The sequence below is a fragment of the uncultured Treponema sp. genome (assembly GCF_945873775.1).
Lineage (GTDB): Bacteria > Spirochaetota > Spirochaetia > Treponematales > Treponemataceae > Treponema_D.
On the sequence record NZ_CAMCEC010000029.1, the window covers coordinates 1 to 25,707 of the forward strand.

General features: G+C 38.2%; 21 protein-coding genes. 4 read left to right on the plus strand and 17 right to left on the minus strand.

Going from position 1 to position 25,707, the window contains the following annotated elements; translation table 11 throughout:
* Positions 1–34: 34 nt before the first annotated feature.
* The 10 genes from Q0N70_RS11070 to Q0N70_RS11115 form a co-directional block, all read right to left on the minus strand.
* The gene (locus Q0N70_RS11070; protein ID WP_294016732.1) at positions 35–1,060 is read right to left on the minus strand and encodes a virulence RhuM family protein; all 1,026 of its coding nucleotides are present in this window, start codon (positions 1,058–1,060) and stop codon (positions 35–37) included.
* 217 nt (positions 1,061–1,277) lie between these two features.
* Positions 1,278–1,781, minus strand: coding sequence for a hypothetical protein (locus Q0N70_RS11075; RefSeq protein WP_294016734.1), 504 nt, complete (start codon positions 1,779–1,781; stop codon positions 1,278–1,280).
* Positions 1,782–1,790: 9 nt separating this feature from the next.
* Positions 1,791–3,875, minus strand: coding sequence for an AAA family ATPase (locus Q0N70_RS11080; protein ID WP_294016736.1), 2,085 nt, complete (start codon positions 3,873–3,875; stop codon positions 1,791–1,793).
* Entirely contained in the window at positions 3,875–4,096 is a 222-nt protein-coding gene (locus tag Q0N70_RS11085; RefSeq protein ID WP_294016737.1) for a hypothetical protein, read from the minus strand. Before Q0N70_RS11085 ends, Q0N70_RS11080 begins: the two co-directional genes overlap by 1 nt.
* A 13-nt stretch (positions 4,097–4,109) precedes the next feature.
* Positions 4,110–6,284 carry a DEAD/DEAH box helicase family protein gene (locus Q0N70_RS11090; RefSeq protein WP_294016738.1) on the minus strand — a complete coding sequence of 725 codons (2,175 nt, stop codon included), beginning with the start codon at positions 6,282–6,284 and terminating at the stop codon, positions 4,110–4,112.
* Positions 6,285–6,291: 7 nt separating this feature from the next.
* Positions 6,292–8,484, minus strand: coding sequence for a DUF262 domain-containing protein (locus tag Q0N70_RS11095; protein WP_273066270.1), 2,193 nt, complete (start codon positions 8,482–8,484; stop codon positions 6,292–6,294).
* A gap of 25 nt (positions 8,485–8,509) precedes the next feature.
* Positions 8,510–9,670, minus strand: coding sequence for an aminotransferase class V-fold PLP-dependent enzyme (locus Q0N70_RS11100; RefSeq protein ID WP_294016741.1), 1,161 nt, complete (start codon positions 9,668–9,670; stop codon positions 8,510–8,512).
* A gap of 21 nt (positions 9,671–9,691) precedes the next feature.
* Positions 9,692–13,570, minus strand: a complete 3,879-nt coding sequence (locus Q0N70_RS11105; RefSeq protein ID WP_294016743.1) for a hypothetical protein — start codon at positions 13,568–13,570, stop codon at positions 9,692–9,694.
* The gene (locus Q0N70_RS11110) at positions 13,567–14,496 is read right to left on the minus strand and encodes a DUF4007 family protein (RefSeq protein WP_294016745.1); all 930 of its coding nucleotides are present in this window, start codon (positions 14,494–14,496) and stop codon (positions 13,567–13,569) included. Before Q0N70_RS11110 ends, Q0N70_RS11105 begins: the two co-directional genes overlap by 4 nt.
* 149 nt (positions 14,497–14,645) lie before the next feature.
* Positions 14,646–16,283: a phosphoadenosine phosphosulfate reductase family protein gene (locus tag Q0N70_RS11115; protein ID WP_294016747.1), complete on the minus strand. Its 1,638-nt coding sequence runs from the start codon at positions 16,281–16,283 to the stop codon at positions 14,646–14,648.
* A 106-nt stretch (positions 16,284–16,389) separates the two neighbouring features.
* On the opposite strand from Q0N70_RS11115, the gene Q0N70_RS11120 reads away from it, so the two are divergent.
* The 4 genes from Q0N70_RS11120 (at position 16,390) to Q0N70_RS11135 (ending at position 18,429) form a co-directional block, all read left to right on the plus strand.
* Positions 16,390–16,701, plus strand: coding sequence for a BrnT family toxin (locus Q0N70_RS11120; protein WP_294016749.1), 312 nt, complete (start codon positions 16,390–16,392; stop codon positions 16,699–16,701).
* Entirely contained in the window at positions 16,652–16,936 is a 285-nt protein-coding gene (locus tag Q0N70_RS11125) for a BrnA antitoxin family protein (RefSeq protein ID WP_294016752.1), read from the plus strand. The genes Q0N70_RS11120 and Q0N70_RS11125 overlap by 50 nt, the downstream gene beginning before the upstream one ends.
* Positions 16,937–17,023: 87 nt before the next feature.
* Positions 17,024–17,275 carry a hypothetical protein gene (locus Q0N70_RS11130; protein WP_294016755.1) on the plus strand — a complete coding sequence of 84 codons (252 nt, stop codon included), beginning with the start codon at positions 17,024–17,026 and terminating at the stop codon, positions 17,273–17,275.
* A gap of 41 nt (positions 17,276–17,316) precedes the next feature.
* Positions 17,317–18,429: an HNH endonuclease domain-containing protein gene (locus tag Q0N70_RS11135; RefSeq protein ID WP_294016757.1), complete on the plus strand. Its 1,113-nt coding sequence runs from the start codon at positions 17,317–17,319 to the stop codon at positions 18,427–18,429.
* 151 nt (positions 18,430–18,580) lie between these two features.
* On the opposite strand, the gene Q0N70_RS11140 is transcribed toward Q0N70_RS11135, so the two are convergent.
* The 7 genes from Q0N70_RS11140 to Q0N70_RS11170 form a co-directional block, all read right to left on the minus strand.
* A complete protein-coding gene (locus tag Q0N70_RS11140; protein ID WP_294016759.1) occupies positions 18,581–19,771 on the minus strand; it encodes an HNH endonuclease signature motif containing protein in 1,191 nt (396 codons plus the stop codon).
* Positions 19,761–21,617 carry a DNA adenine methylase gene (locus Q0N70_RS11145; RefSeq protein WP_294016761.1) on the minus strand — a complete coding sequence of 619 codons (1,857 nt, stop codon included), beginning with the start codon at positions 21,615–21,617 and terminating at the stop codon, positions 19,761–19,763. The genes Q0N70_RS11140 and Q0N70_RS11145 overlap by 11 nt, the downstream gene beginning before the upstream one ends.
* Positions 21,618–22,000: 383 nt before the next feature.
* The gene (locus Q0N70_RS11150) at positions 22,001–23,518 is read right to left on the minus strand and encodes a flavodoxin (protein WP_294016763.1); all 1,518 of its coding nucleotides are present in this window, start codon (positions 23,516–23,518) and stop codon (positions 22,001–22,003) included.
* Between the two features lie 140 nt (positions 23,519–23,658).
* Positions 23,659–24,243, minus strand: a complete 585-nt coding sequence (locus tag Q0N70_RS11155) for a DapH/DapD/GlmU-related protein (protein ID WP_294016765.1) — start codon at positions 24,241–24,243, stop codon at positions 23,659–23,661.
* 14 nt (positions 24,244–24,257) lie between these two features.
* Positions 24,258–24,749: a flavodoxin gene (locus Q0N70_RS11160; RefSeq protein WP_294016767.1), complete on the minus strand. Its 492-nt coding sequence runs from the start codon at positions 24,747–24,749 to the stop codon at positions 24,258–24,260.
* Positions 24,750–24,764: 15 nt separating this feature from the next.
* Positions 24,765–24,905: a hypothetical protein gene (locus Q0N70_RS11165; protein ID WP_294016769.1), complete on the minus strand. Its 141-nt coding sequence runs from the start codon at positions 24,903–24,905 to the stop codon at positions 24,765–24,767.
* A 354-nt stretch (positions 24,906–25,259) separates the two neighbouring features.
* A complete protein-coding gene (locus Q0N70_RS11170; RefSeq protein WP_294016770.1) occupies positions 25,260–25,616 on the minus strand; it encodes a carboxymuconolactone decarboxylase family protein in 357 nt (118 codons plus the stop codon).
* Between the last annotated feature and the right edge of the window lie 91 nt (positions 25,617–25,707).

Consider the following 25,707-nt stretch of genomic DNA (forward strand, 5'->3'; position numbering starts at 1 on the left):
TTAGCACAAATTCGTTATTTTTTCTCCTCCGTGTCTAAATCTGAGGCTTATTATACTTCTCTCCGGCTTTTGCCTCTTTTTCCAAAACCTTTATTGTTTCCAAATATGCCTTTTCAACTGGGGAAAGATTTTTCTGAATGTATTTTTGATATTCTCTTTCAGCTTTTTCAAGAGCCTGTTTATGGCTTACTGAGCCTGCGCCTTCCAAAATTTCTTTTCCTGTGCCGGAAAGGATTCTGTCCAGCTGCTCAACATAATCACTCATATGCATTGTCTTATGTTCCATGGCGTTGATTTCCGCCAAGTCGAAATATGCGGAAACAAGATTGTTCAGGACTTTTAGTTCAGTTTCTGAAAGATAATTCTTTGCAACTGCAATATCTTTTTTAGTTGGAAAATCACCTGTAAAAGCTGTTAATCCCATAAACTCTTTTTCTGAATCCGCACGGTTATAAATCACTTCCGCCGCAGTGTTTCCATGAGCCGCATAGTGAAGTTTGTTTTGAACCATTTTGAAGAACGCAATGCTTTCCGCACTTTTTGGATTGTAGTCCGCACTGGTAGCATATAAATCAAGAACCTGACGGTACATCACTTTTTCGCTTGAACGGATGTCACGGATTCTTTCCAAAAGCTCTTTCCAGTAATTTCCGCCGCCAAGTTCCTTCAAGCGTTTGTCATCAAGCGCATATCCTTTTTTTAAATATTCTTTTAACAGTTCAGTTGCCCACCGTCTGAACTGAGTTGCTACCAAAGATTTTACACGGTAGCCAAGGGAGATTATCATGTCGAGATTGTAGCAAATCTGTTCACGGCTGACTTTTCGGTCACCTTCGATTTGAACTGTTCGGAAATTCCGAACAGTTGAGGATTCTTCCAGTTCACCTTCTTCAAAAATGTGCTTTATATGTTCACTAATATTTGCTTTACTTGAGTGATACAATTCAACAAGTTGAGCCTGTGTAAGCCATACAGTTTCATCTTCAAACCTGACATCAATTTTTGTAAGACCATCTTTTGTCTGGTAAATTACAATATCGCCCTTGTTTTGATTTTCCATACTCATCTCCTACAACTTAATCTCGTAGCCCAAATTCTTGAACACATTGAGCAAGGCAAGTTTTCTTTCTTTCATAATGCATATATTATATCACAGCTCAACGCATTTTTTGTTTAAAAAGTCGCTAATTCTCTCCAAAATAGAAAAAAAATCCTTGTTTAAAAAGCAAACATTTTCAAACAAGGAATTTAACTAACGGTGCTTTTCAGATGAAGCCTTACCAGCTCCAAGTTTTGTCGGAACAAATGTCTTCTACAACATATTCTAGATTTTCAATATAGCCGGGCTTTTCTCTTCCTCTGCGGTCTAAAATTGAAAATCCTGTGTTTGCGTATTCTTCGATTGCGGTCTTGATTTTTCGTCCTAAATTTTCTCCGTTTTCTGTGGCGGTCTCAAAATCCTTTTTCAGTTCATCTGGATTGTCTTTGTAAAGTTCCTGCAAAGTCAAGGCAATCATTGTTTTGAGGATTTTGTTACGATTTTTAAATATTTCCATTCCAAAAGGAGGATTTTTTGTTTTATCCCGAAGAGGAGTTTTGTCTCCAACATAAATTCCTAAAATAAATGCCCACAAAAAGCGTTGCCAGTCGGTTTTAAAAACAGTGCGTCGCGAGCGAGCATCTGTTCCTTCATTTTCCAACTGATTGCAAAATTTTTTATAATATTCATCTTCAATATCAAATTTTGTTGATTCTCCTAAATCGATAACATCTTTCATCATAAAAATTACCTATCCTTTTATTTTTGTTACAACAGTAAATTGATCATTTGTATTTGATGCTTCTGACATAGAAAGTTCATAAGCGATTCCAACAGCTTTGGAATCAGCAATAAGCTCTCTAAGTTCATCATTTGTTTTATTTTTTGAAGAAGTATCATCTTTTATAATGATAATAGATTGTCCAAAAGCAGTTATCATAGTTTGAATTGTACTTAGCTTGTTATCTCCGCCAAGTGCAGAAACTGGAGCATCCGTTACAAATGGATATTGCTGATTAAATTGGTTTTCTGCGACTGTTAGAATTCCTGCAATAACTGCCAATTGAATTGAAATTCTATCTCCCTGATTAATATTTCGTATTCTAGCCCCCTGCTCATCAACTGTATAAATCTCAGAAGTATCTGTATCTATTTTTATTGAACCACTAAGAGCTGAATTCTCTTTTGTCATTTCTTCATAATATTCATCCGCTTTTTTTTGAACTTCATCATAAGCGGTCTTATTTGCAAGTTCACTCAACTTTGTCATTGCCATTGAAAGTTTATCAGCATAGAAATGTCTAATTCTGTCTGTTTCGTCAATATCTTCATCATCGATAATCATTGTATTAAGTTTGTGTTTTAAATCAGAAACTTCTTTGTTATACTTTTTATATAAAGCTTCATTACCTGCTTTATCATTCTTTGCCCTATCCAACAAATCAGAATACTCGCGAATTGAGGATTTTATTTTTTCCACATGCTCCTTTTTTTCTGTGGAAGACAAATCATCCAATTGAATTTGTGATAAAATATCCATAATTTCTTCTTTTTGTTTTTTTAAGTTTTTCTGTCTTTCATCTAATTGAAGTTTCCGTTTTACCAATTCAGTTAGATTATCTGGAATTTTTTCTACTTCTTCTGAAATATTTGACATTGTAGTATTCAAATCCCTTAAGTAATCGCCTAATTTATCAGTATCACACTTTGGCAAACGAGACTCTGCATATTTTCTAGCTTCTGTACCTTCAGACAGACTTGTTCCACAGATTGTACATTGACAGAATTTCAATGCTTTTTTTATCTCTGCTGCAGAAATACTAGGAGGAACTTCTCCTTTTTCTTCAAGTTTGGAATAAAAATCTTTGAATGAGTCTATCTTTCTCCGAACTTTATAAAAAACGGACTCTTCAGCGATGCTAGATTTCTCTGTATTAGTAAATTTCAAATCATTTTCAATTTGATGCAGATTTTGTTCCAGTTGCTTTTTCTGTGCAAAATATTTTTCAAACTCTGTATAACCTTCGAGATCTTTATTTAAATCATCAAGTTTTGCAGAATAATCAGAAATATTTTTTTCTGCTTCATTACATTTTTCTTCATAATCCCTAATATTGTCTTCTTTAGTTTCTATCTTTCTAAGAAGATCTTCTTGTTCAATTTTTTGTCGGGCAGTTTTATTCGTTTTTCTTGTAATTCGATTATTTACATTGCTAGCATAATAGTCAGCCAATTCTTTTGCTTCGTCAAAGATTCCTAATCTTGCAATTTCCTTTACAGCAAGAGAAAAGTTTCCGCCTTTTTGCAATTTCATAATTTTTGAAGCAGCCTCTCCTTGAAAAAGGAAAAAGTTTTTTATTGATTCTGCAAAATAAATTCTAAGTTTTCCCTTAGCTGCATCGCCTATATCTGAAGAAATCAAATTGCCTGCAAAATCTGTTTCTGTAATAGAAAAAGTCTGTGTTACATATTCATATCCGTTTTCAGTCAATCTATAATCAAATCTTCTTGAGATTGTCAAATCGGAAATTACATTGTTAATTATCAATTCAACATATACTTGAATAGCTGAATCATTATGTTTTAATGCCTCACTTTTTTTATGATTATTAAGAATCAATGGTGCTATCAGTTTATCATTTGTAATCCATTCACCATTTTCACCCTCATCTGTCAAAAAAATACGATTATACAAAACAAAGTTAATGGCATCGAATAATTTTGATTTTCCAGATTTGTTCTGTCCAATAAAAATCGTTGTCGTAGGAGAAAATTCGATTTCATTTTTATCATAATAAGATAAAAAATTTGAGATTGTAATACATTTAAATTCCATTATTTTGCTCCTCCAAGATTACCAATATCAATTACACCAGACTGAATGAGTTTATCCAATTCATCATCAAGAGTTTTTGCAACTACAGTTTTTATATTTCCTTGATTATGCTTTTTATAAATTTGTTTAAGCAATGTGTTAACTAGAGTATGTGTAACATCATCTTCATTTTTTAATGCTTGTTGCACAATTTTTGGCAAATCATTTTCAAGTTTTCCCATATTTTCTTCCTCTCTATAAATATTTTCTTAGAATCGTTTCTATTTCCGCGTAGTTATCTGCGGTTGCTGCAAAATCCATTGCGCGCTTTATTTCGTTTTCAACAATTGATTGCGCATAAATCGAATTTCTATCCGGCGGAACTACGATAAAGTCGAAAATCTCAGCAAGCGTCTTGTTTGTTTCAGGCGATTTTCTTAAGACACGCCCGCGCCGCTGGATAAACTCGCGTTCGGAAGTGCTGCTTGCAATAAAGAAAGCACGTTTTGCAGCGGGAATATCAATTCCTTCGTTAAGCCGTTGTTTTGCAAATAGAATATCGATTGCTCCAGCTGTAAAACTTTCTATAACATTCCGCTTTGTTCCTTGAACATATTCGCTCATTCGAACAATTTTGCCTTTTGACTTCAATTCATTCCAAAGTTCTGATTTATAGACTTCCAAAAAATCATTGCCGTTCTCGTCTTTTCCGTCTGGACAGAAAACAATCGTCCTATCTTTGTATTTTGAAATCTCTTTTCGCATTATTTCAAGAAATTCTGATTTTTTATTCTGCGCTCGCTCGATAATTCTGTGCCGTTCCTTTAAAAGCTGCTCCAGTCGCTCTTCATCCTCCTTGTCCGTTTTGACAGAATTATTGACGATGACAGAAAGCCGTGAAACTTTTTCGGAAATATTTTCATAATCTTCCATTTCAAAGTCTGTGAGCGGAACAACCGTAGGATGATATTCGTAATGGCAGAGCATATCCGCTTCAATCGCGTTTTTTATAGAAAATTCATAGGGAATTTCGGACGGACAGAAATAATCAAAAATTGCTTTTGTGCCTTTTTCATCATAAGGACGCTTTGGTGTCGCGGAAAGTCCGATTCGATATTTGATTTTTTCAGGCAGTTTTTTTGAATAGCTAGCAGCTCCGAATTTATGGACTTCATCGGCAATTATCAAAGTTGAATCTAAGTCAAGCGATTCAAGGATTTTCTCATCATTTCCACAGAAAGAATCATAAGTCGTGATAATTACAAGTTTTTTATTTTGCTCGTTCTTTTTCAAGATTTTTAGAAGTCGCAAGTCTGACAATTTTTCTTTCCAGTCAAGCCCTGAACGGATTGGAATAATTTCTCCAGAAAAACATTCCTCAATATCCTTTTGCCACTGGTCAACCAAATCCTTCAATGGAACGATTATCAAAACTGAAGTCAATTCAATTTTTTTTGAAAGCTCATTTGCGCAAAATAAAGAAGTCAAAGTTTTTCCAGTTCCAGTTGCCATTGCAAGAAGTGTCTGAAAATTGTTTGATTCAAAATTCTCTATAGCCTTTATTTGATGCGGTCTCGGTGATTTTTTGCCTTTAAAATCAAAGAAAAGGTTATTGACTAAAATCGGCTTTTCACAATCAGGTTCCGCCACCGCAAGCATATCGGGAATCTCCGTCTTGTTTTCGTGGCTTATTTTGTACTCAATATTCCTGTTTTTAGAAAACTCTTTTTTGTCCAGCTCAAAATCAGCCTTGCCGCGTTTGTATTTTTCAAGAATAGCCTTGTCGATTGACGGAAAATGCTGGACTTTAAGTTTTTCATCAAAGTTTCCCCAGATTGCGGCGAAAGCCTTTTCTTTCTGAATCACACGCGACTTTTCATCTTCACTTTTCCATGAACAGAAAACATCAACGGTCTCATAATTTTTTGTGAACGCGTTTTCTGATTCATTCATCGAGCCTGAAAAAACAATTTTATTCCCGTCGGAATCTTCGACAAGCCCAAGTTTTTCATGATACATTCCGACCGATGAGCCGTTTTCCGTAAAAGCGATTTTTATATTCAGCACACCGGATTCAATCAGATTCGCAAGAAGATTCAGCCGTTCTTTTTCAAAATAATTTTCTGGCTCTGTTTTCAGTCCACGAATAAGCGCGTTCTCTATGATTTTTGAGCGGTTCTCATAGCCTTTTCGGATTGCCTCTTCATCTTCCGCAGAAAGATAGGGCGACGCCACAAGCTCGATTTTTCCGCCTTTCTTGGCAAGCTCACAGATTCCTTTTGAAATTTCAACCAACGCCGAAGAAGAAAAAAATCCGACGGAACGCCTGTACGAAACAGCATTTTCAAGGACAGGAATGTAAAAGTCCTTAATGATGTTGTCTTGGGGAGAACGGTATTCTTGTTTGATGTTGATTTCTGTAAAATTCATATTATTATCACATAATTAAGCTTTTAGCATGAGATTTTATATCTCCTTGTAATGCATCAAATCTATTACTAAGAAATTTCTTTACAAAATCTGACCTTTCATTATCATTTTTGTCTGCTTTTATATATTCTTCTAAATTTGAGGCCGAAAACTCGCTTGGAATTTTCAAATCACTTTTTGATTGATTTGTAATTTTTCTTGCATAATCTGGCAAACTATCACTAGAAATAGTGGTATTTGAATCTTTTGTGATGTAAACAAAATTCAAAGGTGAATTACAAATATTTGTATCATCTCCCCTTAGTTTTTCAGTATTTTCGCCAACTTTTTTCTGAGATCCAAGTGGGACAATATGATGAGCTTCCAATTTTTTGGACACATCAGAAAATACACTTATAACAATATTTTCATCAAACATATCAGTATAAGTTTTTGATAAAAAATACTGACAAATAAAATGACGTAAAGGAGCTTTGGGAATTCTATCGTATTCAGTTTTTTCCATAAGTAACAAATCTTTATCTGAAAAATTATTTGCATTTAATACAGAATCTCTTAAATCATCTAACCACTTCAGATTAGGATTTTTTCCAAACAGATAATTAGTAATTTGTTTTAAGCATTTTATAGTTTGAGGATTCTGATCCCTATCAAATTCTCCAGAAAAAACTGAACACCAATACCATGATTCAAGCAAATCATGAACTTTTTTATCATTAAACCACTCATTATTCATAAAAACTGTTGCAACAAGGGTTAACATCAAAGAGTAATTAATTTCATTTATTGCCCTAATACCGCATCGAGTTTGAAAAAAGAAAAAAGCCCTATCCAAAGCGATACATATTTTCTCACATTCATTATTTATATATGCCGAATCCAAATTTAATATGCAATCTCTTTTCATATGATCATTTTTCGCTTGATTAAAATCAAAATTTTTATTATTAGCACACAATGATGCAACATTTAAAAAAGCTTCTGTATATTTTGGTGAAATTTCATTTCTATCTTCGTTATACGCACCAATATAAACACTTGCATTATATCCTTTATTATTTATGTAATTAGAAACTATATTTAGCATTTTATCTGGTAAAACACTCAGATTATATTGCTTAGGAGCTTTAATGTTAGAAACAAGACGTTTATAAAAGTTTTGTGTACTTTCTTTTCCAACTTTTGCCATAATTAAATCAAATGTACTAAGACTAATTCCACCCTTATTCAAATTTTCATAAATATCAATGGCTCTAGACCTATTCGTTTCTGTAACTAATATTTGATTTAATCTTGCTTGACTTATACATGTATTCAAATATAACTTGAGATTCCGTCCCCAAGAACGACACTTAGAATCTAGTTCTACATTCAATATACTTGAATCATCAATTATTTTTTTTACTTTTGAATCATCGAAAAATAACTTTAAAAACAATTTTTCTTCTTCATTATTTTTTAAACTTTTATAAGCTAAAGTAATTTCATCTTTTATTTTCTTTGCAACATCTTCTACTATGATTTCAAATCTGTCTCCTATCAAATTTGCATTATCACCTGTTGGACATAGCAAAAACAATGGAATCAAATATCCATTATCATTTGATAAACAAAAAGTGTCTAAATCCGTTGACAAACATACATTTGGATTATATGGTTTTCCATCATTTGCTGTAAAACCAATACATTCAATATAAGGTTTTATATCTCCTGTTAAAAAATTAGGATCTTCAGAATCAGGATTCTGGATTGAAAAAGAAAAATTTTGAATTCCAAATAAATCATTTTCATTTTTTATATTTGTCCATTTTGGAATACGCAAAAAAAATCTTCGTTTCAAGCCTTGCTGGCTTATTAAATCTGATAGTTTATTTGTCTGTTCAAAAATTACATTTGAAAAAACATTTGCCAATACCGTTAATCTTTGCTGTCCATCCAATAAAAAACTTATTTCTTTATTAGAATCAGAAACTTCCGCATCTAATTTTGAACCAATTTTCTTACATGCATATTCACTAGCCTTTGATTTTAATAAAAGAATACTTCCAATTGGCATGCGAGATAAGACAGAACACACAATATCCTTTTGCATATCTTCGTCTTTCCATTTAAATTCTCTTTGAAAATCTGGAAGCAAAATATTTTCATTTTCAATTTCTCTTACAATTTCTTTAAAATCTGATCCATTTTTCTCAATCATGTAAATACTCCTTTTTTATGTATTTTTACCTATTTTCCTCTATATACCCCATCGCCTTTTCCAGAGCGCAAAAGTCTTCTTCGCCTGTAAAATATCCCACGCTGAAACGCACTGTGCCTGCCGGAAATGTTCCCAAGAATTTGTGTGCGAGCGGAGAGCATTGAAGTCCTGTGCGCACGGCGATTTCCATTTCATCAAAAACGTTTCCGATGTCTTCTGCCGCGTATCCGTCAAAAACGGTGGAGACAACGCCGATGCATTTTGTTTTTTCTGAAAATCTGTCCGCCGGACCTGCTATCTTCACAAAGTCATACTGCCGCAGAATCTCCAAAAGCCTCTGGTGATTTTTTTCTTCGGCAGCGCGGATTTCGTCCTGATTCTGCAAGAACCATTGTGCCGCCGCATGAAGTCCTGCCACCGCGCAGATGTTCTGGCTTCCCATCTCGTAGCGACCCGGAATATTTTCGGGCATTTCCTGGTTCGCCGAATCAATGCCTGTTCCGCCAAAGAGAACCGGCTCCAGCGCGACATTACGGCTTTTTGCAAATCCGCCGATTCCGAACGGTCCGTACAACGTCTTGTGCCCGGCAAAAACCGCAAAGTCAACCAGATCGCTCGCCACATCCAGCGGAAGTAGCCCTGCCGTCTGCGCCATGTCGGTCACGGTAAGCGCGCCATACTTTTTCGCAACGGCAAAAATTTCAAGGACAGGCGCAACAAGCCCAATCACGTTGCTTGCGTGGCTTACAATCACAATGTCCGGCGGAAGCTCTGCAAACTGCGCGTTGATTTTTTCAATCTCGTATTCAAAATTTTGCGAAACAAAAAGTTGCCTGACACGGATTTTTCCGCTTTTTTCAAAATGATGCAGAACCCGTGTCACCGAATTATGCTCGAACGGCGAAATGTAAACAGTTTTCTTCTTGTCGTCTGCAATCAGCCCCTGAATCACCATGTTCAGCGCAACCGTCGCGCTCGGAGCAAAAATCACATCCTTGTTCGCGCAGCAAAGAATTTTCTGGATAAAACCGCGCGTTTCCGAAATCATTTTTGAAGCCGCAGCCGCAAGTTTGTACTGCCCGCGTCCCGCATTTCCGCCGTGCTCGCGGTAAAAAGAATCCATAAAATCGTAAACACATTCAGGCTTCGGAAAAGTCGTCGCCGCATTGTCAAAATAAAAACTCATTTTTCCTCCAATTTCTGGGTATTAGCACAGCTTCTCCAGCAAGCTCACCAGAACCTGGCGTTTTTCTGCGTCCGTTACGGACTGCCCCATTTCTTCGATTGTCCGCCAGATTTCTTCTTCAAGCGATTTTGCGCGGACTGAACATTCAACTTTCTTGAATGATTTTGATTTCGCGTTTTCAGTTCCGCTATGTGCAAACCGGATTTCGTAGTTATTTGCAGCATCATCAGACGTCTCAACTTTTGAACTTGCCGACTTTTCAGAACTATCAGGCGGACACTGAGCCTGCCGGATTCCCAACGGATTTCTAAATTCCATAAGCGTCTTGTTCAATTCATCAAGTCGTTCAAAAAACACACCTACGGTCTCATCGTTCCAGTCATCAATGCTAAGTCCGGTCAGAACTTTTGCCATCTCGCCAGCAATCTGCTTTTCATCGTTTCCGGCAGACTTGTAAATCTTCAAAAGCGAGTGCGCCCCGTTTTCAAAAACGTGGTTTTCAGTTTCCGAATCAAGTTTCGTGCAAAATTCAGCAACCACATTTTTCAGCGATTTTTCGCCTGCGTTTTTGTCAAAAGAATTTTTTGTATCTTCAATGATTTTTTCTGTAAAACCTTCCAATGCCGAATCAAAAAAGTTCTTCGCGTTTTTTATATTTTCTGCAAGCGCAAAATCAGTTTGCTCCAGCTTTTCTTTTTTGAACGCGCAAGGGATTTTTTCAAAAAGAATTTCATTCGCTCCGAATCCGCCTTGCTTCAAAATGTTCAGAAATTCAGAATACTCTTTCTGCACCAAAACCGATTTTTTCTCTGAGCCGTCTGCCGAACCGCAGTAAACTTTTTTCATCTGCTTTGTGTATTTTGGAAGCGAGCGGTACCAGCGGAGCATTGCGTTTATAAGATACGAATAGCCGTTCGCGCTTTTTTCATCTTCAATCACAAAGTCAGAAAAAATATTTTCAAGCGAATTAATGTAATTTTCTTTTTCATCGCTCCACTTCTGAACCCGGACTGAAAACGCCTGTGGACTTTCCGCGATTTCCGCCAGACTTTGGGCATTCACAGAAACTTCAATTCTGCTTTTTTTGAGCACAATATTTTTTGAAAAACTAGAAACAACGGCTGCAATGTAAAGCGGAATCACGCCTCGCCTAAGACCGATTCCGTTTTCAGGCTTTACGAGCAGTTCAAAAAGCTCAGAAAAACTGATTTCGTTTTCTTCCGCCCGCGCAAAAAATTCCTTTATCACCGTAAAAAGATTCTTAAAATTCTCATCGTTTTTTGAGTTTCCAGAAGCTGGCTCAAGATTAAATATTTTCTTTTCCGCAGAATTTTTTTCAGCCTTTTTTAGAATTCCAGGCAGAAGAAGCGCGCTCCGCATAAACGAAACTTCCTGCCCGCTCCCGGACAAGCCCAAATCCGCAAACGGCGAATTCAGCATTGCGTCCAGAAGTTTTGCCCGGCTTTTTGTGGCCGCCCCGGTAAGGCAATTTTTGTTCAGCATTTCATTGTTCACAACCGGCGTTCTGTAAAAAATTTCCGCGCAGATTTTTGAGATGAGATTTGTGAATTCAGATTTTCTGTAAAGTTTCCGCTCCGCGCCAAGCGAAACGTAAAGCGCAAGATTCCGCTCAGGCCGAACGTAGGAATGGACAATCTGCTTTACAACCTCGTACAAATCCTGATAAACAATGTCGTACTCGTCAAACAGAACCGAATCCAAAAGATTTGAAGAATCCGCCAAAAGCTGGTTCCGCAGGAACGCGACAGAATCAAAACGCCGAAGCTTTTCAGAAAAATTTTCATCCAGACTTGAAATTATAAAGAGAAGATTTTTTGCCTCGGAAGAAATTTTCTTTGCTTTTTCAACAATCTTTTCTTTGTCAAAAGTTGTTCCGCCAGAATTTTCCGAATTTTCAAAATCCTTGAAGAGCGCAAAAACGCAGCCGTCAGAATTAAAATTTTCAGCAAATGTTTTCCAGTCTTCGCGCTCCAAAAATTCCTTTTCAGAGACAAATACAAAGCGGAAGTATCGCGTCATCTTGTTTTTTACGTTGTACAAAGTCGGATAGATAAATTTTTCCGTGTTGAAATTGTTCAGAATGTCAACAATGCGGACTGCTCGCCGCCGCTTTTCAACGCAGTCAGAAATCAAAGCCGGAACGTCCGCGCCGGAAGCCGCTTTCAGCTGAATGTAATTGTTGTGGACGTTCAGATAAATCACGCCAAGATTTTCAGAAAGATTTTTCACCGCGCCACGGATTTCTTCACGCGAATAGCCCGCGTCATCGTAAAGCGCGAAAAGAAAATTCAAGTCCGGGGAAAGCCGCTCAAACTGGTTCAGGCAGTAAATCAGCGAAATTGTCTTGACGATTTTTGCTTCAAGGGAAGTTTTTTCAAGCTGGCGCAAAATCTGAACTGCCATAAGATAATTTTTTTTGATTTCGCTTGTGTACGGCTCGTTTTGAAGCTGGTTTTCAAAATAATCAAAAAGAACGTCCGGCGTAAAAAGAATTATTTTTCCACCGTGCAAAAATTCATTCTCGCCCGATTCTGTTTTTTCAGTTTTTCCAAGTTTTTCAATTAGAGAAGAAAATCCGTTTTTGTCGTTGCCGGAAAGAAAAGTAAAAAGTGTGCGCTCGTTCTGCGCAGCTTTTTCAGAAAGGCGCGGCAAAATATAGCTCGTGGCCGGGTGAAGCGGATAGCAGCCGCAAAGAATTGTGTCCGCAAAACTTCCTTCAAGGTTTGAAAAAAGCCTAGAAGAGCCGCCGAACCAAACGTTTTTCAGGTTTTCAAACTGCGCTTCGTTCTGCGCGCAAAAGTTTTTCCATTCAGCCGGATTTTTAAGAATCGCCGCGCTTATCAGGCTGTAGACTTCTGAATAATTTTCATTGTAAAGATGAATATGCCTGAAACGCTCAGAAACGCCTTTCCAGCCGTCAACTTTCTGCTTAGGAAGAATGTCTATGTAGTTTTCAATTTCCTTGTGGCAAATCAAAAGCAAATGAAGCTGATTTTTTCCGCTGCGCTCGCAACGCTCGGCAAAGTCCTGAAGAAGTTTTGTATCTTTTACTGTCGCCTGCGCAATGCTTGATTCAAGATATTTTCCGAATTCATCATAAACTACAAAAATGCCATCGTAATTTCCGGTCTCGCAAAGTTTTTTGCACACTTTTTCGTAGACTTCAACAACATCAAAACCGCTGAACGGATTAAATTCGCTTCCCGAAGTAAGCGACGGATAAAGTTTTTCAAATTCCGCAAAAAAATCTGAATTATAAGTTAGAAGCTGCCGCTTGAATTCCCCGGATTTTACGGAAGCCAGATTATTGAATTTTTCCAGAGTTTCAGGATATTCGTTTTCCCATTTTTCAATCATTTTTACCGCAGACTCAAAATGGGTTTCCGGCATAAGATTTTCAAATTCCTTATTTTTTAAAGTCAGATGAAGCGCATACAAAAACGACTGGGCAAGGCTCTGAGAATTTCCGTTTATCACAACAGGAAGAAGCCGCCTGCCGCTTTTTACATACTGGCGCACATTTTCCGCTGCATCAGGATTTTTTTCCGCGATTTTTTTCGCAAGCGACTCAAAGACATTCTTCAAATCTGGATTATTATATAGAAGAGAAAGTGTTTCCAGCACAATGTACGACTTTCCTTTTCCGTAAGGACCGATTAAAATTCCGGCACGGTTTAAGGAATCGTTTTTTTCAGAAGTTTTTTCTTCCGTCTGATTTATGTTTCTTGCGCTTAGAACAGCCTCGTCTATAAACTTTATAGCTTCAGAAGTCGGAATAAAATCCGCAAGTTTCTGCGCGTTGTCAAAATCAAACGCAATATTCACCGAAGTTTGAAAATTCTTTGAAGCGGCTATCATTCTGTTTTTCTGCAAACTCATATTTTCAGTTCCTTGTAATATTCTTCAACGCATTTTTTGTAGGATTCGCTTTCGTCCAAATCTTTCCAGGCAAAAAGCCGGACAACATCAAGTCCTGCCGTGCGGACAACTTTCACAAAATCACGGCTTTCAAGCTCGCTCAGAATATCCATAAGCGTAATCACATCAAGATTAAAAAGTTTGCCGGCCCCATTTTTCCTGTTCTGAATGTCTGAAAGCGGAATTTCAAGATTTTTGTACGCATATCCGTCATTTGTGCTTTTTTCGCACATACGATAAAGCACTGCAAGAAAAACAAGCGACGGAATATTCTGCTTAGGAGGGATAACCTTCCGGTACATTTTCCGTTCGCCGCCCATAAAATCAACAAGTCCAAGCTCTGCAAACGGAGACTCAATATTGTCTTCCGGATCAATTTCCGACGCATTTTTAAAGCGGGAAACATAAGTACCCACAATACATTCAAAGTCGCTTTCAAATGAACTGCGCGCAGTTGAACCACCGCTGCTTTTGCCAAATTTAAAAAGCTCGGACACAAAATCATCCTTGCTAAATTCCGTCATATTGAATTCATTAAAGAAAAAATACCAGGAAGTCGCAAAATCCTTGTTTGAGGCAAGTTCCGCCTGCAAAAGCCAGAGCGATCCAGTTTCCTCAACATAAGGGTCGTGCTTGTATATAATTTTTCCAAGAGTCGAAAATACAGTTTCAGTTTTTCTTGTCTTCTCTCCTTTTTTTTCTTCCGTAAGACCAACCGCCTTCATCCAGTATCGCAGCGACACAACCATGTTACGCCCGATTCCAAGCTCTTCCATAGGCGCAAAAGTCTTGTCCGTAAAAATCCCCGGATTCGCATGAACGGCTTCCATTCCCTTTGCAAGCCAGTTTTTTCGTATTGAAAATGTCTCGTGTCCTCTGTATTTCATTTTTATATTCCTTTTTATTCGGGCGTTCCCCTCACTTCGTTCGGGTCGGGCTTTGCGGGGTTCCGCTTTCGCTTCATTGCTTTGTTCTGGTTTCGACAAGCTCAACCGCCACAAAACAACGCTTCGCGCCCCTCCAATCCCTAACGCACTTATAAATCCTTTGTCCTTAAATATTTTTCCATCATGCAGCCGCCGGTAAGATATTTTTCCGTTACGCATTTTTTGCAATGAACGCATTTTTCTGGATTTATGTAATACTCATTTCCAGCAAGAGAAATCGCTCCAGAACGGCAGACGGACTCACATTTCAGGCACTTTCTGCAGGCGTTGAATTTCCTAACCTGATAGCCAATCATGCGCTGAAGGTCGTCGTGCTTTTCCACATTCATTGTTCGCACTTTTACGGCGTGCTCAAAACCGCTCTGGTTGAACGGCTGGACGGAAATTATCGGGACTTTTGTCTTTACGTCCAGAATCAGCGTCTCGTGAATCAGCTTGCGGCCAAGTTCAGGAGCCAAGATTCCAAACGGAACAAGCATATTCAAAAAACTTTGGTCAAACACGCGCGTAAGCTGGTAGATTTTTGAATGTTCCTCGCTCGTGCAGTTCGTGAATTTGAGCTTTACATCTTCCGCAGCAGCAACGCCGTTTCCGCCCTGACGAGCCTTCCATTTGCCTGAATCCACATATTCTTCCGCATCGGGCTTTCCAATCTGCCGGGCAAAATCCACAAGAAAATTCCGCCACTTTTCGCTCTGATTGCTCATATAAATGCGAGAAAGGAACTGTGCGCGCATGTTGTTGTTCGGGCAGCACCAGCAGCCTACGCGGTCGTAGCCAAGCCGGTAAGCGTCGTTGAAGTCCACTTTTTCCGCAAGAAGATAAAGCCACACGTCCAAGTCTTTCCAGTCAAAAATCGGGGAAGCGACGGTCTGTTTCTGGATTTTTACGGTCTCGGTGTTTTCTGTAACGCGGCTGTACTTTGAGCGGCTCACGCTTTCGTTTTTTCGGATTCCGTAGAATGTAAGAATCTGCTTGTCGCCGAATTTGCGGTTCAAGACGCGCGTAATCGGTCCGGTTTTGAACATCGAGCAGCACCAGCGCATCATTCTTGCAGGCGGTCCGATTTCCTTGCAGACTTCGTAAAAATTCTGGTCAGTGTTCTGCGCAATTCTGAATTCCGCCATCGGATGCGATTTTCTGTAGCGTTCGGCATATTCAGTTGTGTAAGGAAATTCAAGCGTCGTGTTTCCAAAAAGATGAGTTATGTACGGATTTCCAAGTGCTTTTACAACAACATCTGCCGTCGCCGTGGAATCTTTTCCGCCACTGAACGAAATAATCATGCGGTTTTCTGAACCCGCGCCGTTTTTCTGCACGAACTTTTCCGCCTCGCGCTGAACAAAATCAAAAGCCTCATCCTTTATGGAATCAAAGCGGCTTTTGTTCGCCTGGATAAATTTTTGTATCGTTGAGTCAAAGTGATTTTTGGAAATTTCAAGATTTTCTTTAGAAAGTTCATTCAGTTTTTTGCGGAGGGCATCGCAGTCGGCATTTCTAAAAACCGAAGACGAAATTGCAACAGATTTTCCGTTGATATAATAACGGTTCGCATAGTTCCACACCGAAGACGAAGCAAGACTGAACGGCTCTTTTTCAAGCAGCAGTTCCAGCAAAAGCCGCTCCTCCGGAAAAACCGGCCGCAAGTCACTGGAAAGATATTCAGTTTCTCCGTGACAAAGCGGACATCTGCAGCCCGCCCCGGCAGACTTCTTTTCATAAAACACAGGAATTCCGCAAGCCGCGCACCAATTAACCTGCGCAGAAAAACGGTCGTTTTTTGGGACAGGGATTTTTGTTTACAGTAGCTACTTTTTGATATATACTTTTTATATGAACGTCGAATGGGATGAAAATAAAAATCAGCAGAACAAGCAGAAGCACCACATAAGTTTTGAAACAGCAAGCTATGTGTTTGCAGACCCATTCAGACTGGAACGTTACGACCGCTCGGAAAACAATATTCGAGCGGAAGATTCGTTTCAGACAATCGGAAAAGTCGGAGATGTCCTGTTCGTTGTTTATACAGAAAGATTTGACGCATACAGGATTATTTCTGCACGGTTAGCAGATGCGGAAGAAAGGAGGCTTTATTATGGAAACAGTAAAAAAAGAAATCCAGATTGGCGACCAGCCAACATTTAATGCATTGGAAGAAGTAAAAGCCGCAAAAAATCATGAAATAAATTATGATGACGCTCCAAAATTGTCAAAAAAGGAACTTTCTGAGTTCGTTCCGGCAAATCCGGCATATTACAAGCCTAAAAAACAGCAAATTACACTGAAACTTGATGCTGATGTAATAGAAGCATTCAAAAGATTAGGCAAAGGTTATCAGACAAAAATAAATGCAGCTTTAAGAAAAGCAATTTTTAACTGAACTACAATCCAAAGCATAAAATTAACAGGATTCAAAAAATGTGATATAATTCTTAGGATTGTTTCACTTCAAAATGGAGGCGTTTATATGCAAACATCAGTTCTTGACACTTATAATCAGCTGACAGCGCAGGATCAGGAAAAAGTAACTACCTTTATATATTCTCTTTTCTCAAAATATAAAAAAACTTCTGCTAAAAAAACGCTTTCAGCCGAAGATGAAGAACTTTTCAATCATTTTACAGGAAGCCTTTCATTAGAATCTGATGATGAAGTTCTAAAAATTTCAGACACCCTTATAAAACAAAATCTTGAAGCATACAGAGAACTTGCAAAATGACTAGACCTGTCCCAAAAAACGACCGTTATTAAGGACAAAAAATGGCTTGGAACTCAAAATCTGGTGGCTTGAATTTGGCTCCGACCTCTGATGATGAATATTGGAGCCTGTTCAATTTTGTTTTTTCGGAAAGCTGCCACAAGACTTCAACTTACAAATTCGCACTTTTAAAATCTATTCTGGACAATCTTCTGAACAACACGCCGTGCGAGAACGGCCAGCTGATTTTTTATTCCGACCTGTTTGCAAAATTCGCAGAATGTTTCTGGAATCTTGTCGTAAAATATCATCTTCATCAGCAGAAACCGACTGGCGAAGGAAAAACTTCAAAAATCGAGCAGATTTTCAATGAGGCAACCGCAAAAAATCCGGTTCTTGAAAATCTTGAATTCGCGTCAATCGAAGAAAACACAAAATCTGCGCTCACGCAAAAAGTTCAGGCGGAATGTAAAAAATATGTTCTCGGTGCGCTTTACGGAGACTTTGGCGGAAAACTTTACGGATTCGACCAGAACGGAAATTTCATCACGGTTTCGCAGGGCGCTTACGAATTTCTTCTGAAATATAAAATCGAGCTTGAAAAACTGAACTACTACGCTTGGGCAAAGTTCCTTGAAAAAATCAATGAGGAAAATGTGCTGTTTCATCTTCTTTCAAAACTTGAACTTTCGCTGCCGGAAAGAACGCCGCTTGAAATCTACCGCAACATCCTTTTTTCAGAATTCGAGGAATGCAACTGCTTTTACTGCGGAAAAAAACTCGGCGCAAAAATCCATGTTGACCATTTTATTCCCTGGAGCTTTGTAAAAGAAGACAAACTTTGGAATTTCGTGCTGAGCTGCCCGGAATGTAATATCAAAAAAAGCAACATTCTTCCGCCGCAAAACACAATCGCACGGATTTTGGAACGGAACAGAATCATTCTGAATGCAAGCGATGACAAAAGCACAAGCAGAATCAGTTTTGCCGCAAATTCTGCAAAAACCAAAAAAAACGAAACCAACTCCGCCTTCATAAAAACACAGTTCAAGAACTACGACGAAAACCTGATTCCGCGCTTATGGCAGTACGCAAAATTTTCAGGCTTCAGGACAATGCAGACAACATATTTTATCCAGCCGGATTTCGGAAACCTGAAAGTCGCGGAACCGTAAATTCCATGTGCCGAAAGATTGCGCACAACCTCGTGGCTCATCAAAAAAATAAAGTCCGCAAACATCAGAATATCGGTGATGATTTTCAATATTTTTTTCACGTGCATTTTGAGTTTCCTTAAAACTACAGTATCAATAAAAACTTAATACATTAAGCATTATAACGTTTATGTATGTATTCACGAAATTTTGGCGTTATCAGTTTTGTATCCAACATCATTTTTGTAGTAATTGATTTTGCATAGTTTTCATCAGTTTCAGATAAATCTGAACAATAAGATATTTCTCCATTTTCGGACAAAAACAATAGGTTACTATCAAACATTTTATGGTGATTTTGACACATCCATAATCCATTTTCTCCATCTGTAGCAAAATCTAATTTGTTCTCAAGAGAAAAAGATGTTTTCTTAATATCGGCAACCGGCCAAATATGAGCTGCCTGAACCAATTCTGACATACCGCAATCACAAAGAACACAATGTTTTTCCCCTAATCTATCAAGCAATCTTGCATTAAATCTAGGAGACCGCAAGCTATCATTTTCTTCAAGTTCTTGTTTTTCAATCTCATCATCTATATTTATGATAGAAATATTTCCCATTTTTTGGAGAACATTCAAACTCGCTTCTGGGAGTTCCTTTAAATCTTTTTCATTATATTCGTAAAGTGTAATACAATCTTCTTTCCCTGCAAGTTTACTTACTGCATAACAAATTAAACTTGTATCATACTTATTAGCACCATAAGTTTTTCCAAAGATTTCATATTTATGAGAATCAGTTTTTATCAAATAAGTTGCATTGTTACCTGAATTTTTGTCTCCATTTTCTTTTCTTGCTCTAATAATATCATCAATCGAATTGAACGAATTGATACATCCAATAGTATATGGAATATTAATGAACTCAAAACCTGCTGTTTTCATTAAGCGGTACATAAATTGATAATAAGAAGTAGCGTTATTGCCTGAACATGGAAGAAAATAGAAATACAGTCTTTTTTCTTTATATTGATTCAAATAATATCGGTTAAATGCTGTAGGAACACTTTGTATTCCAGAATTTCTACCTTCACATCTTTCATCTGAAAAACTAATATAATAAACAATATCGTGATATTGCAAAATCGCAAGCCTACCATGATTATAAGTAGCATCGAGAAATTCATCTGAGTAGTTGTTATCTACAAATTGTTTATCAAAATCTGTCAAACCTAAAATCTTAAAACAGCAATCAGTGAGAATTTCATTTGTTATTAAAGAATCAAAATAAACACCTGTTAGAACGGATTTTTGCATATTCTTTTTTATAATAAAAATAGGCTTATTTCTATATTGCATAGTTTAAAATTAAAACCTCCTTTCTTTTTTGTCCTGAGATTCCAACAACATCACCAAGAGAAATGAAAGTATAATTATTTTTATCTATCCATTCAGCAAGTTCTGAATTAACTATACCCCTATGTTCAAGAACATAGGAAAGCATACAAGGAATATTTTTTTTTGTCATTGAATCAATAAATTTAAATAATTCATTCTCAAGCTTATTATTCCACCCTGAAAATCCTCTTTTTCCGTCATTATAACTGCCAGTTGTCAATTTATATGGCGGATCTAAATATAAAAAAGAATCTGGTGTGTATTCGATAAAAGAATGCAATTTTAAAAAATCAGCACTATAAAATTCAATGTTTTTCAATTTTATTGCACGGCTAAAACTGACCAGTTTTGCAAGGATGCAATCATTAAACCAACGTACACCAACCGGATTATTAAATTCATAGTTACTATTAAATCTAATTTGCTGTTGAAAACTATAAAGAATGAGAGCAAAAAGCATACGGCTATCTTTTTTATCATTCGGCAATGAGTTGTAATAATTTCTTGCAATTAAATAATTTTCTTTATTTCCTTTTTCTAAGTGAAATTTATCAATAAATTTCTTCACATATAAAATATAATCATAAGTGTCAATTTCCTTAAAAGACTTTATTAAATCTTTAACAATGAAATTGATGTCATTATAAACAACACGGTCAGCATTAAAATTAATACCTACATTGAACCCTCCACCAAAAACATCAATAAAATTCTTACATTTTTTTGCATTTTGTCTTATTGGAAGCAGAATTTTTGCTTTACTACCAATATAATTTAAAGGAGATTCAAAAATGATTTCTGATTTTGGTTTCTTTTTTATATAAAACAGATATTCAAAATGAGTATTCTTATTCTGTGATTTCCAATTTTCATATTTTTTATATGGTATAGAAATACATTCAAAAGTATCTTCATAACCATATCGTTTCATAATTGCTTCTATATATTCCTTGCTCATATCTCCAGAATTGTTATAACTCATAAAAATATGAGAAGCTTTTGTTTCTGCAATAATTCTATCAAGTAAAATATGAACTTTATAAATTTTTGACCAATCTGACCTCATCTCTTTTGTTCTTCGGGAACCAGTAATTTTACTTATAGAATTAGGTTTATCGTTTAAAACTAATGTTTCTAATAAATGATATTGTGTTCCATATTGATTTTGTGTGTATGGAGGATCTAAATATAGAATATCACAATCAATATCACTAATAATATTCTCTATTTTATTCATATATATCTGAACATCTGAAATTGCTTTTCTACCATCAGAAACATCCAAAAAAATAATTTTTTTTAATGCTCTGCTATCCCATTTTTTTAAGAAAGCTCCATAAACACCTGCTGTATTAGCAACAAGGGAAACAGACTCTATAAGACACGCTAATAAATAGTGATATTCATTTTCTGATATTTTCTCAGTAGAAAACCAGTCCTCTATTTGGCTACGGAAATAATCAATTCTAGCCGCATTTTCTTCTGAAAAGTACATACGGGAAGAACCGCCTAAAGAATAGTTTTTATAAAAGTATCCATTTTTCGAATTGTTATTATTATTTAAATAATCAATTGGATTAAAACCGAGTCTTTCAAATGTGCAATCCGCTGCTATTAATCTGCCATGGGAATATGTAGCGGAGCAATGCAGATTATCATTTAATATAATTCTACAATTTTGTTTTAGAGAATTCGCAACTGAGCCTGTTCCACAAAAAGCATCAAAGAAAATCATATTATTAGAAAGGGATGTTTTCTCTTTTATTATTCCTGAGAGTATTTCAACAATAGAATCTTTGTTACCCAAGTATCGCAAACTAAAATCCTTTTATTCTTAAGTAATAATTTTTTAATATCATTTAGGAATACATTTTTAATCAATACAAACAACTGTAAGCATAACTTTATGAGGAGAATACCATAAAAACATGAAAAACTAAATAAAAATGTAAAAAATATCCATACACTTATGATTTTGAAATTTAAAATAAAAAATGTTTCAGATATAAAAAATTAAAAAAAATGAAATACTTGATTACAAAATATATGCTAATTTTGCAAAAGAAATATTGTAAAAAAACATACCCGCTTTGTCAGGCAAATATAGTAACTATATTTTAAAATAAAGTAACTAAATTTGGAAATATAGTTACTTTATTCAGAGAACATAGTTACTTTATTTTTAAAGATTCACACCCCACTTTCTTTCAGCCATTCGTCTATTCTTGCGTTTAGGTCGCGACCGCCGGAATAGAAAAACTCGAACGGAAGCCCCACGTAGCTTTTTGGCAAATGCTTTGAAAGGTCGCTCACGCTGTCGCCGAACATCGTTCCGCCGTGGCTTGAAAATGAAATCACGGTTTTGCCCGAAAAATCGTAGCTTTCAAGGAACGTGTAAACCGGCATCGGAAGAGTCGCCCACCAAGTCGGATAGCCGAGCAGCACAACATCGTATTCCGCCATTTTTGCTGCGGAGATTTTCGTCTTTAGAGGAGGACGAGTTCCGTTCATCAAGTCGCGCTGACTCACATCGTAGATTCCGCCACGGTACGGATTCTGCATTTCAAGCTCCACAAGATCAACTTTTTCATCGCCGAATTTCGACTTTAGCGTTTTTGAAATATATTCCGCCGCGCTCTCAGTGTTTCCAGAATAGGAAAAATAAGCCACGAGCACACGCGGATTTTTCGGAACTGAAATTGAAGCGACTTTCTCGTCATATTTTGTTTCAAAAACAACGCTCTGTTTGACCGCATTTTTTCCGCCAGTGCCGCCAGCACTGCTGGCATTCCGTGCAATTCTGAAACCAAGATTTCTGTCTTTTGTAAGAGGATTTGAAGCCGACCGGTACGCGCTTCTCAAATGCTTTCCAAAATCGTTGAATCCGCCGCCACGGTTCACACGATAAACGCCGACTGCCGCCCCAAGCGGATTCAAAACAGATTTTCCGCCCACGCCAGAACCGCTTTTTCCGCCAAAACTTCCAGCCCCAGCCGCCCCGACAACTTCTGAAGCAGAAACAGTCTCATCATAACCGCCGTAATAGTCAAAAACCCACTCGCTAACATTTCCGTGCATATTGTAAAGCCCGAAGCCATTCGGCGCGAGCGAGTCCACCGCAATCGTTTTTCCGCGATTCAAGCCAGACTGAACGTTCGGATTCGTGTGCCGAACATAATTTTCTTCTATTAAATAAGGATAGCTTCCCTCGTAGTTCGCGTCTTTCGGATTGTTCCAGTTGCCCATGTTAAAAATCGTCATCGTTCCGGCGCGGCAGGCATATTCCCATTCAGCCTCAGTCAAAAGCCGGTAGCCGTCCGCCGCCAAGTCCACACACACATCAGGAAACTTCGAGTTCTTTCCGCCGATTTTATAAACCGCCGAAAGCCCTTCCGCCAAAGATTTTTTGTTGCAGTATTCAAGCGCGTCATAAAAAGAAACATTCTCAACCGGAAGATTCGCGCCCTTGTTCCAGCTCGGATTTTTTCCCATCAGCTTTTCGTAATCCGACTGCCGAACCTCGAACGCGTCGCAATAAAAATCGCCAACCGTAACCGAATGTTGAGCCTCGTCAGAATCCCGCATCCGCTCCGAAGCAGGACTTCCCATCAAAAAAGTTCCGCCCTTGACCAGCACCATCTTCGACTCCGCCAAAGCCGAACCGCACAAAAAGCAAGCGGCAGCAATTCCAAAAATTAATTTTCTCATATCAAGCTCCAGTTTTTCAATTCCACAAAAAATATAAATCACCCGAAACAATATGTCTAATATTTATTTCTTATTTCAAGATATGCAGAAAATGAATTAGAAATTCTACAGACAGAAAATGTCTGCCTGTGGCAATAAGTTTACTCCATCTGCTCCACTGGGTTCTGCATTTTTATGACTTTTGCAGGAACGCCGCCGACCACTGCATAAGGCGGAACGTCTTTTGTTACGACTGCGCCTGCCGCCACCACCGCATACTCGCCGATTGTAACGCCGGGAACTATTGTGACGTTCATTCCAATCCAGGCGTTTTTCTTGATTGTGACTTTACCGTAGGTGTAGATTGAGTGCCGCTGGTTGAAGTCGTGGTTTATTGTCGCAATCCGCACGCCCGGGGCAATGCTCACGCCGTCCTCAAACTCGATTCCGCCGCTCGCGCTCAAAATCGCCGAATGGTTAATAAAAACGCCCTTGCCAAACTTTACGCGGTTTCCAAAGTCGCAGATAAACGGAGTCAGAATCCGCACGTCGTCCAATTTGCGGCCGAAAAGCTCTTCAAGATATTTCACGTATTCGGGATTGTCGGGAAGAACCGCGTTCGCTTTTGCGCAGAGAGTGCGCGCACGAATCATCTCAGCAGATGCTTCCTTAAAATACGGCTCGCGGCAGTCAGTCGGACCGCCTTTGTCCATCAATTCAAAAACATAGCCTTTTGGATATTCCATAATGCACTCCTATTTTAGTTTTCCAACCACGCGCTCACTTCTTTTTTTACTGTTGCGGCGTTGTTCTGTGCGGTTGTTCCGCGGATTGCAAGCACGCTTTTTACAGTCGCGTTCGGTTCGGCTTTTTTCAGCTTGGATTGCGTTCCTGACGCGCCGCTTCCCTCGTGGGTGCAGAACGGACGGATTGTCTTTCCGCTCAGGTCAACTGAGTCCAAAAAAGTGTAGACGCACATCGGAGCGTCGCCCCACCAGATTGGATAGCCGATAAAAACCGTGTCATACTGCGCCAGGTCCGGGATTTCCACCGCAAGAACCGGCCGCTCGTTAGCGCGCACTTCCTTCATCGCCTCTTCGGTGGTCGCCTTGTAGCCTTCAGGATATTTTTTTACTGTTTTTAACTCCAGAATGTCAGCCCCGGTCTGAGCCGCAATTTCCTTAGCGACTTTCGCAGTATTTGTCGCAAACCTGTGGTTTGCTTCCCGAGTTTTCTTACGAAAACTCGCCACATTTATTGTACGAGTTTATGCATCAGCAAAAACTCGGTAAGCATTGCAAAGCAATGCGACCTGTTCCCCGGTCTTTGAATAATAAACTACGATTGATTTTGCATTCGCTGTAATCGACATCATCAAAACTCCTAAAATAAAAATCAGTTTTTTCATGTTTTCTCCTTGTTTTTCGCGTTAGGGATTTGCAAACCTAACGGTTTGCTGCGAGATTTTGCTAACGCAAAACTCGTTTATTTTACGTGTGCACGTAAAGCACACAACCTAAGCAAAAGGCTTAGGGATAGTAGCACCTGCGAAGCAGTCCACCGCAAGCGAGCGGAAACCGCAGGTTGTAGCGAGTGCGGAGGATGAGCGGTGAGCGAAGTGCGAATAGCCCGACGGCAGTGGACGAAATGAAACGAAGTGAAATGAAGACCGCTGCCGGAAGCTCCGTAAACCTAACAGTGCTACTGAGTTTCCTTACGAAAATTCGCACAACAATCGGAACTACAAACAATAAAACTGAATTTATTCAGTCCAGACCTGCTTTGCCAGATTGAAAACCGCCCACGCTTTCGGCCAGCCGGCATAGAACGCAACGTGAGTTACAATCGCGGCAATCTCGTTTTTGGTGACGCCGTTTTCCTTGGCATTTTCAAGATGATATTTTAGCGAGTTGTCCGTGATTCCCTGCGACATAAGGGCAACCACCGTGATAATGCATCTGGTTTTGAGGTCGATGCCGTGATTGTTCCAGTTTTCTCCGAAGAGAATGTCGTCGTTAAAGTGCGCGAAGTCCGGCGCAAACTCGCCAAGAGCCGCACGTCCTGCTGTCTGAACTATTTTCTTTGGATTTTCTTTTGATTCATTTTCGTTTTTCGCCATAATTTTTCTCCTCAAAATATGTTTTTACGCTTTCCTAATCACAAACCACCCGTCAAACGGGTGGTTTGCACTTAGCCTATAAGGCTAGGTT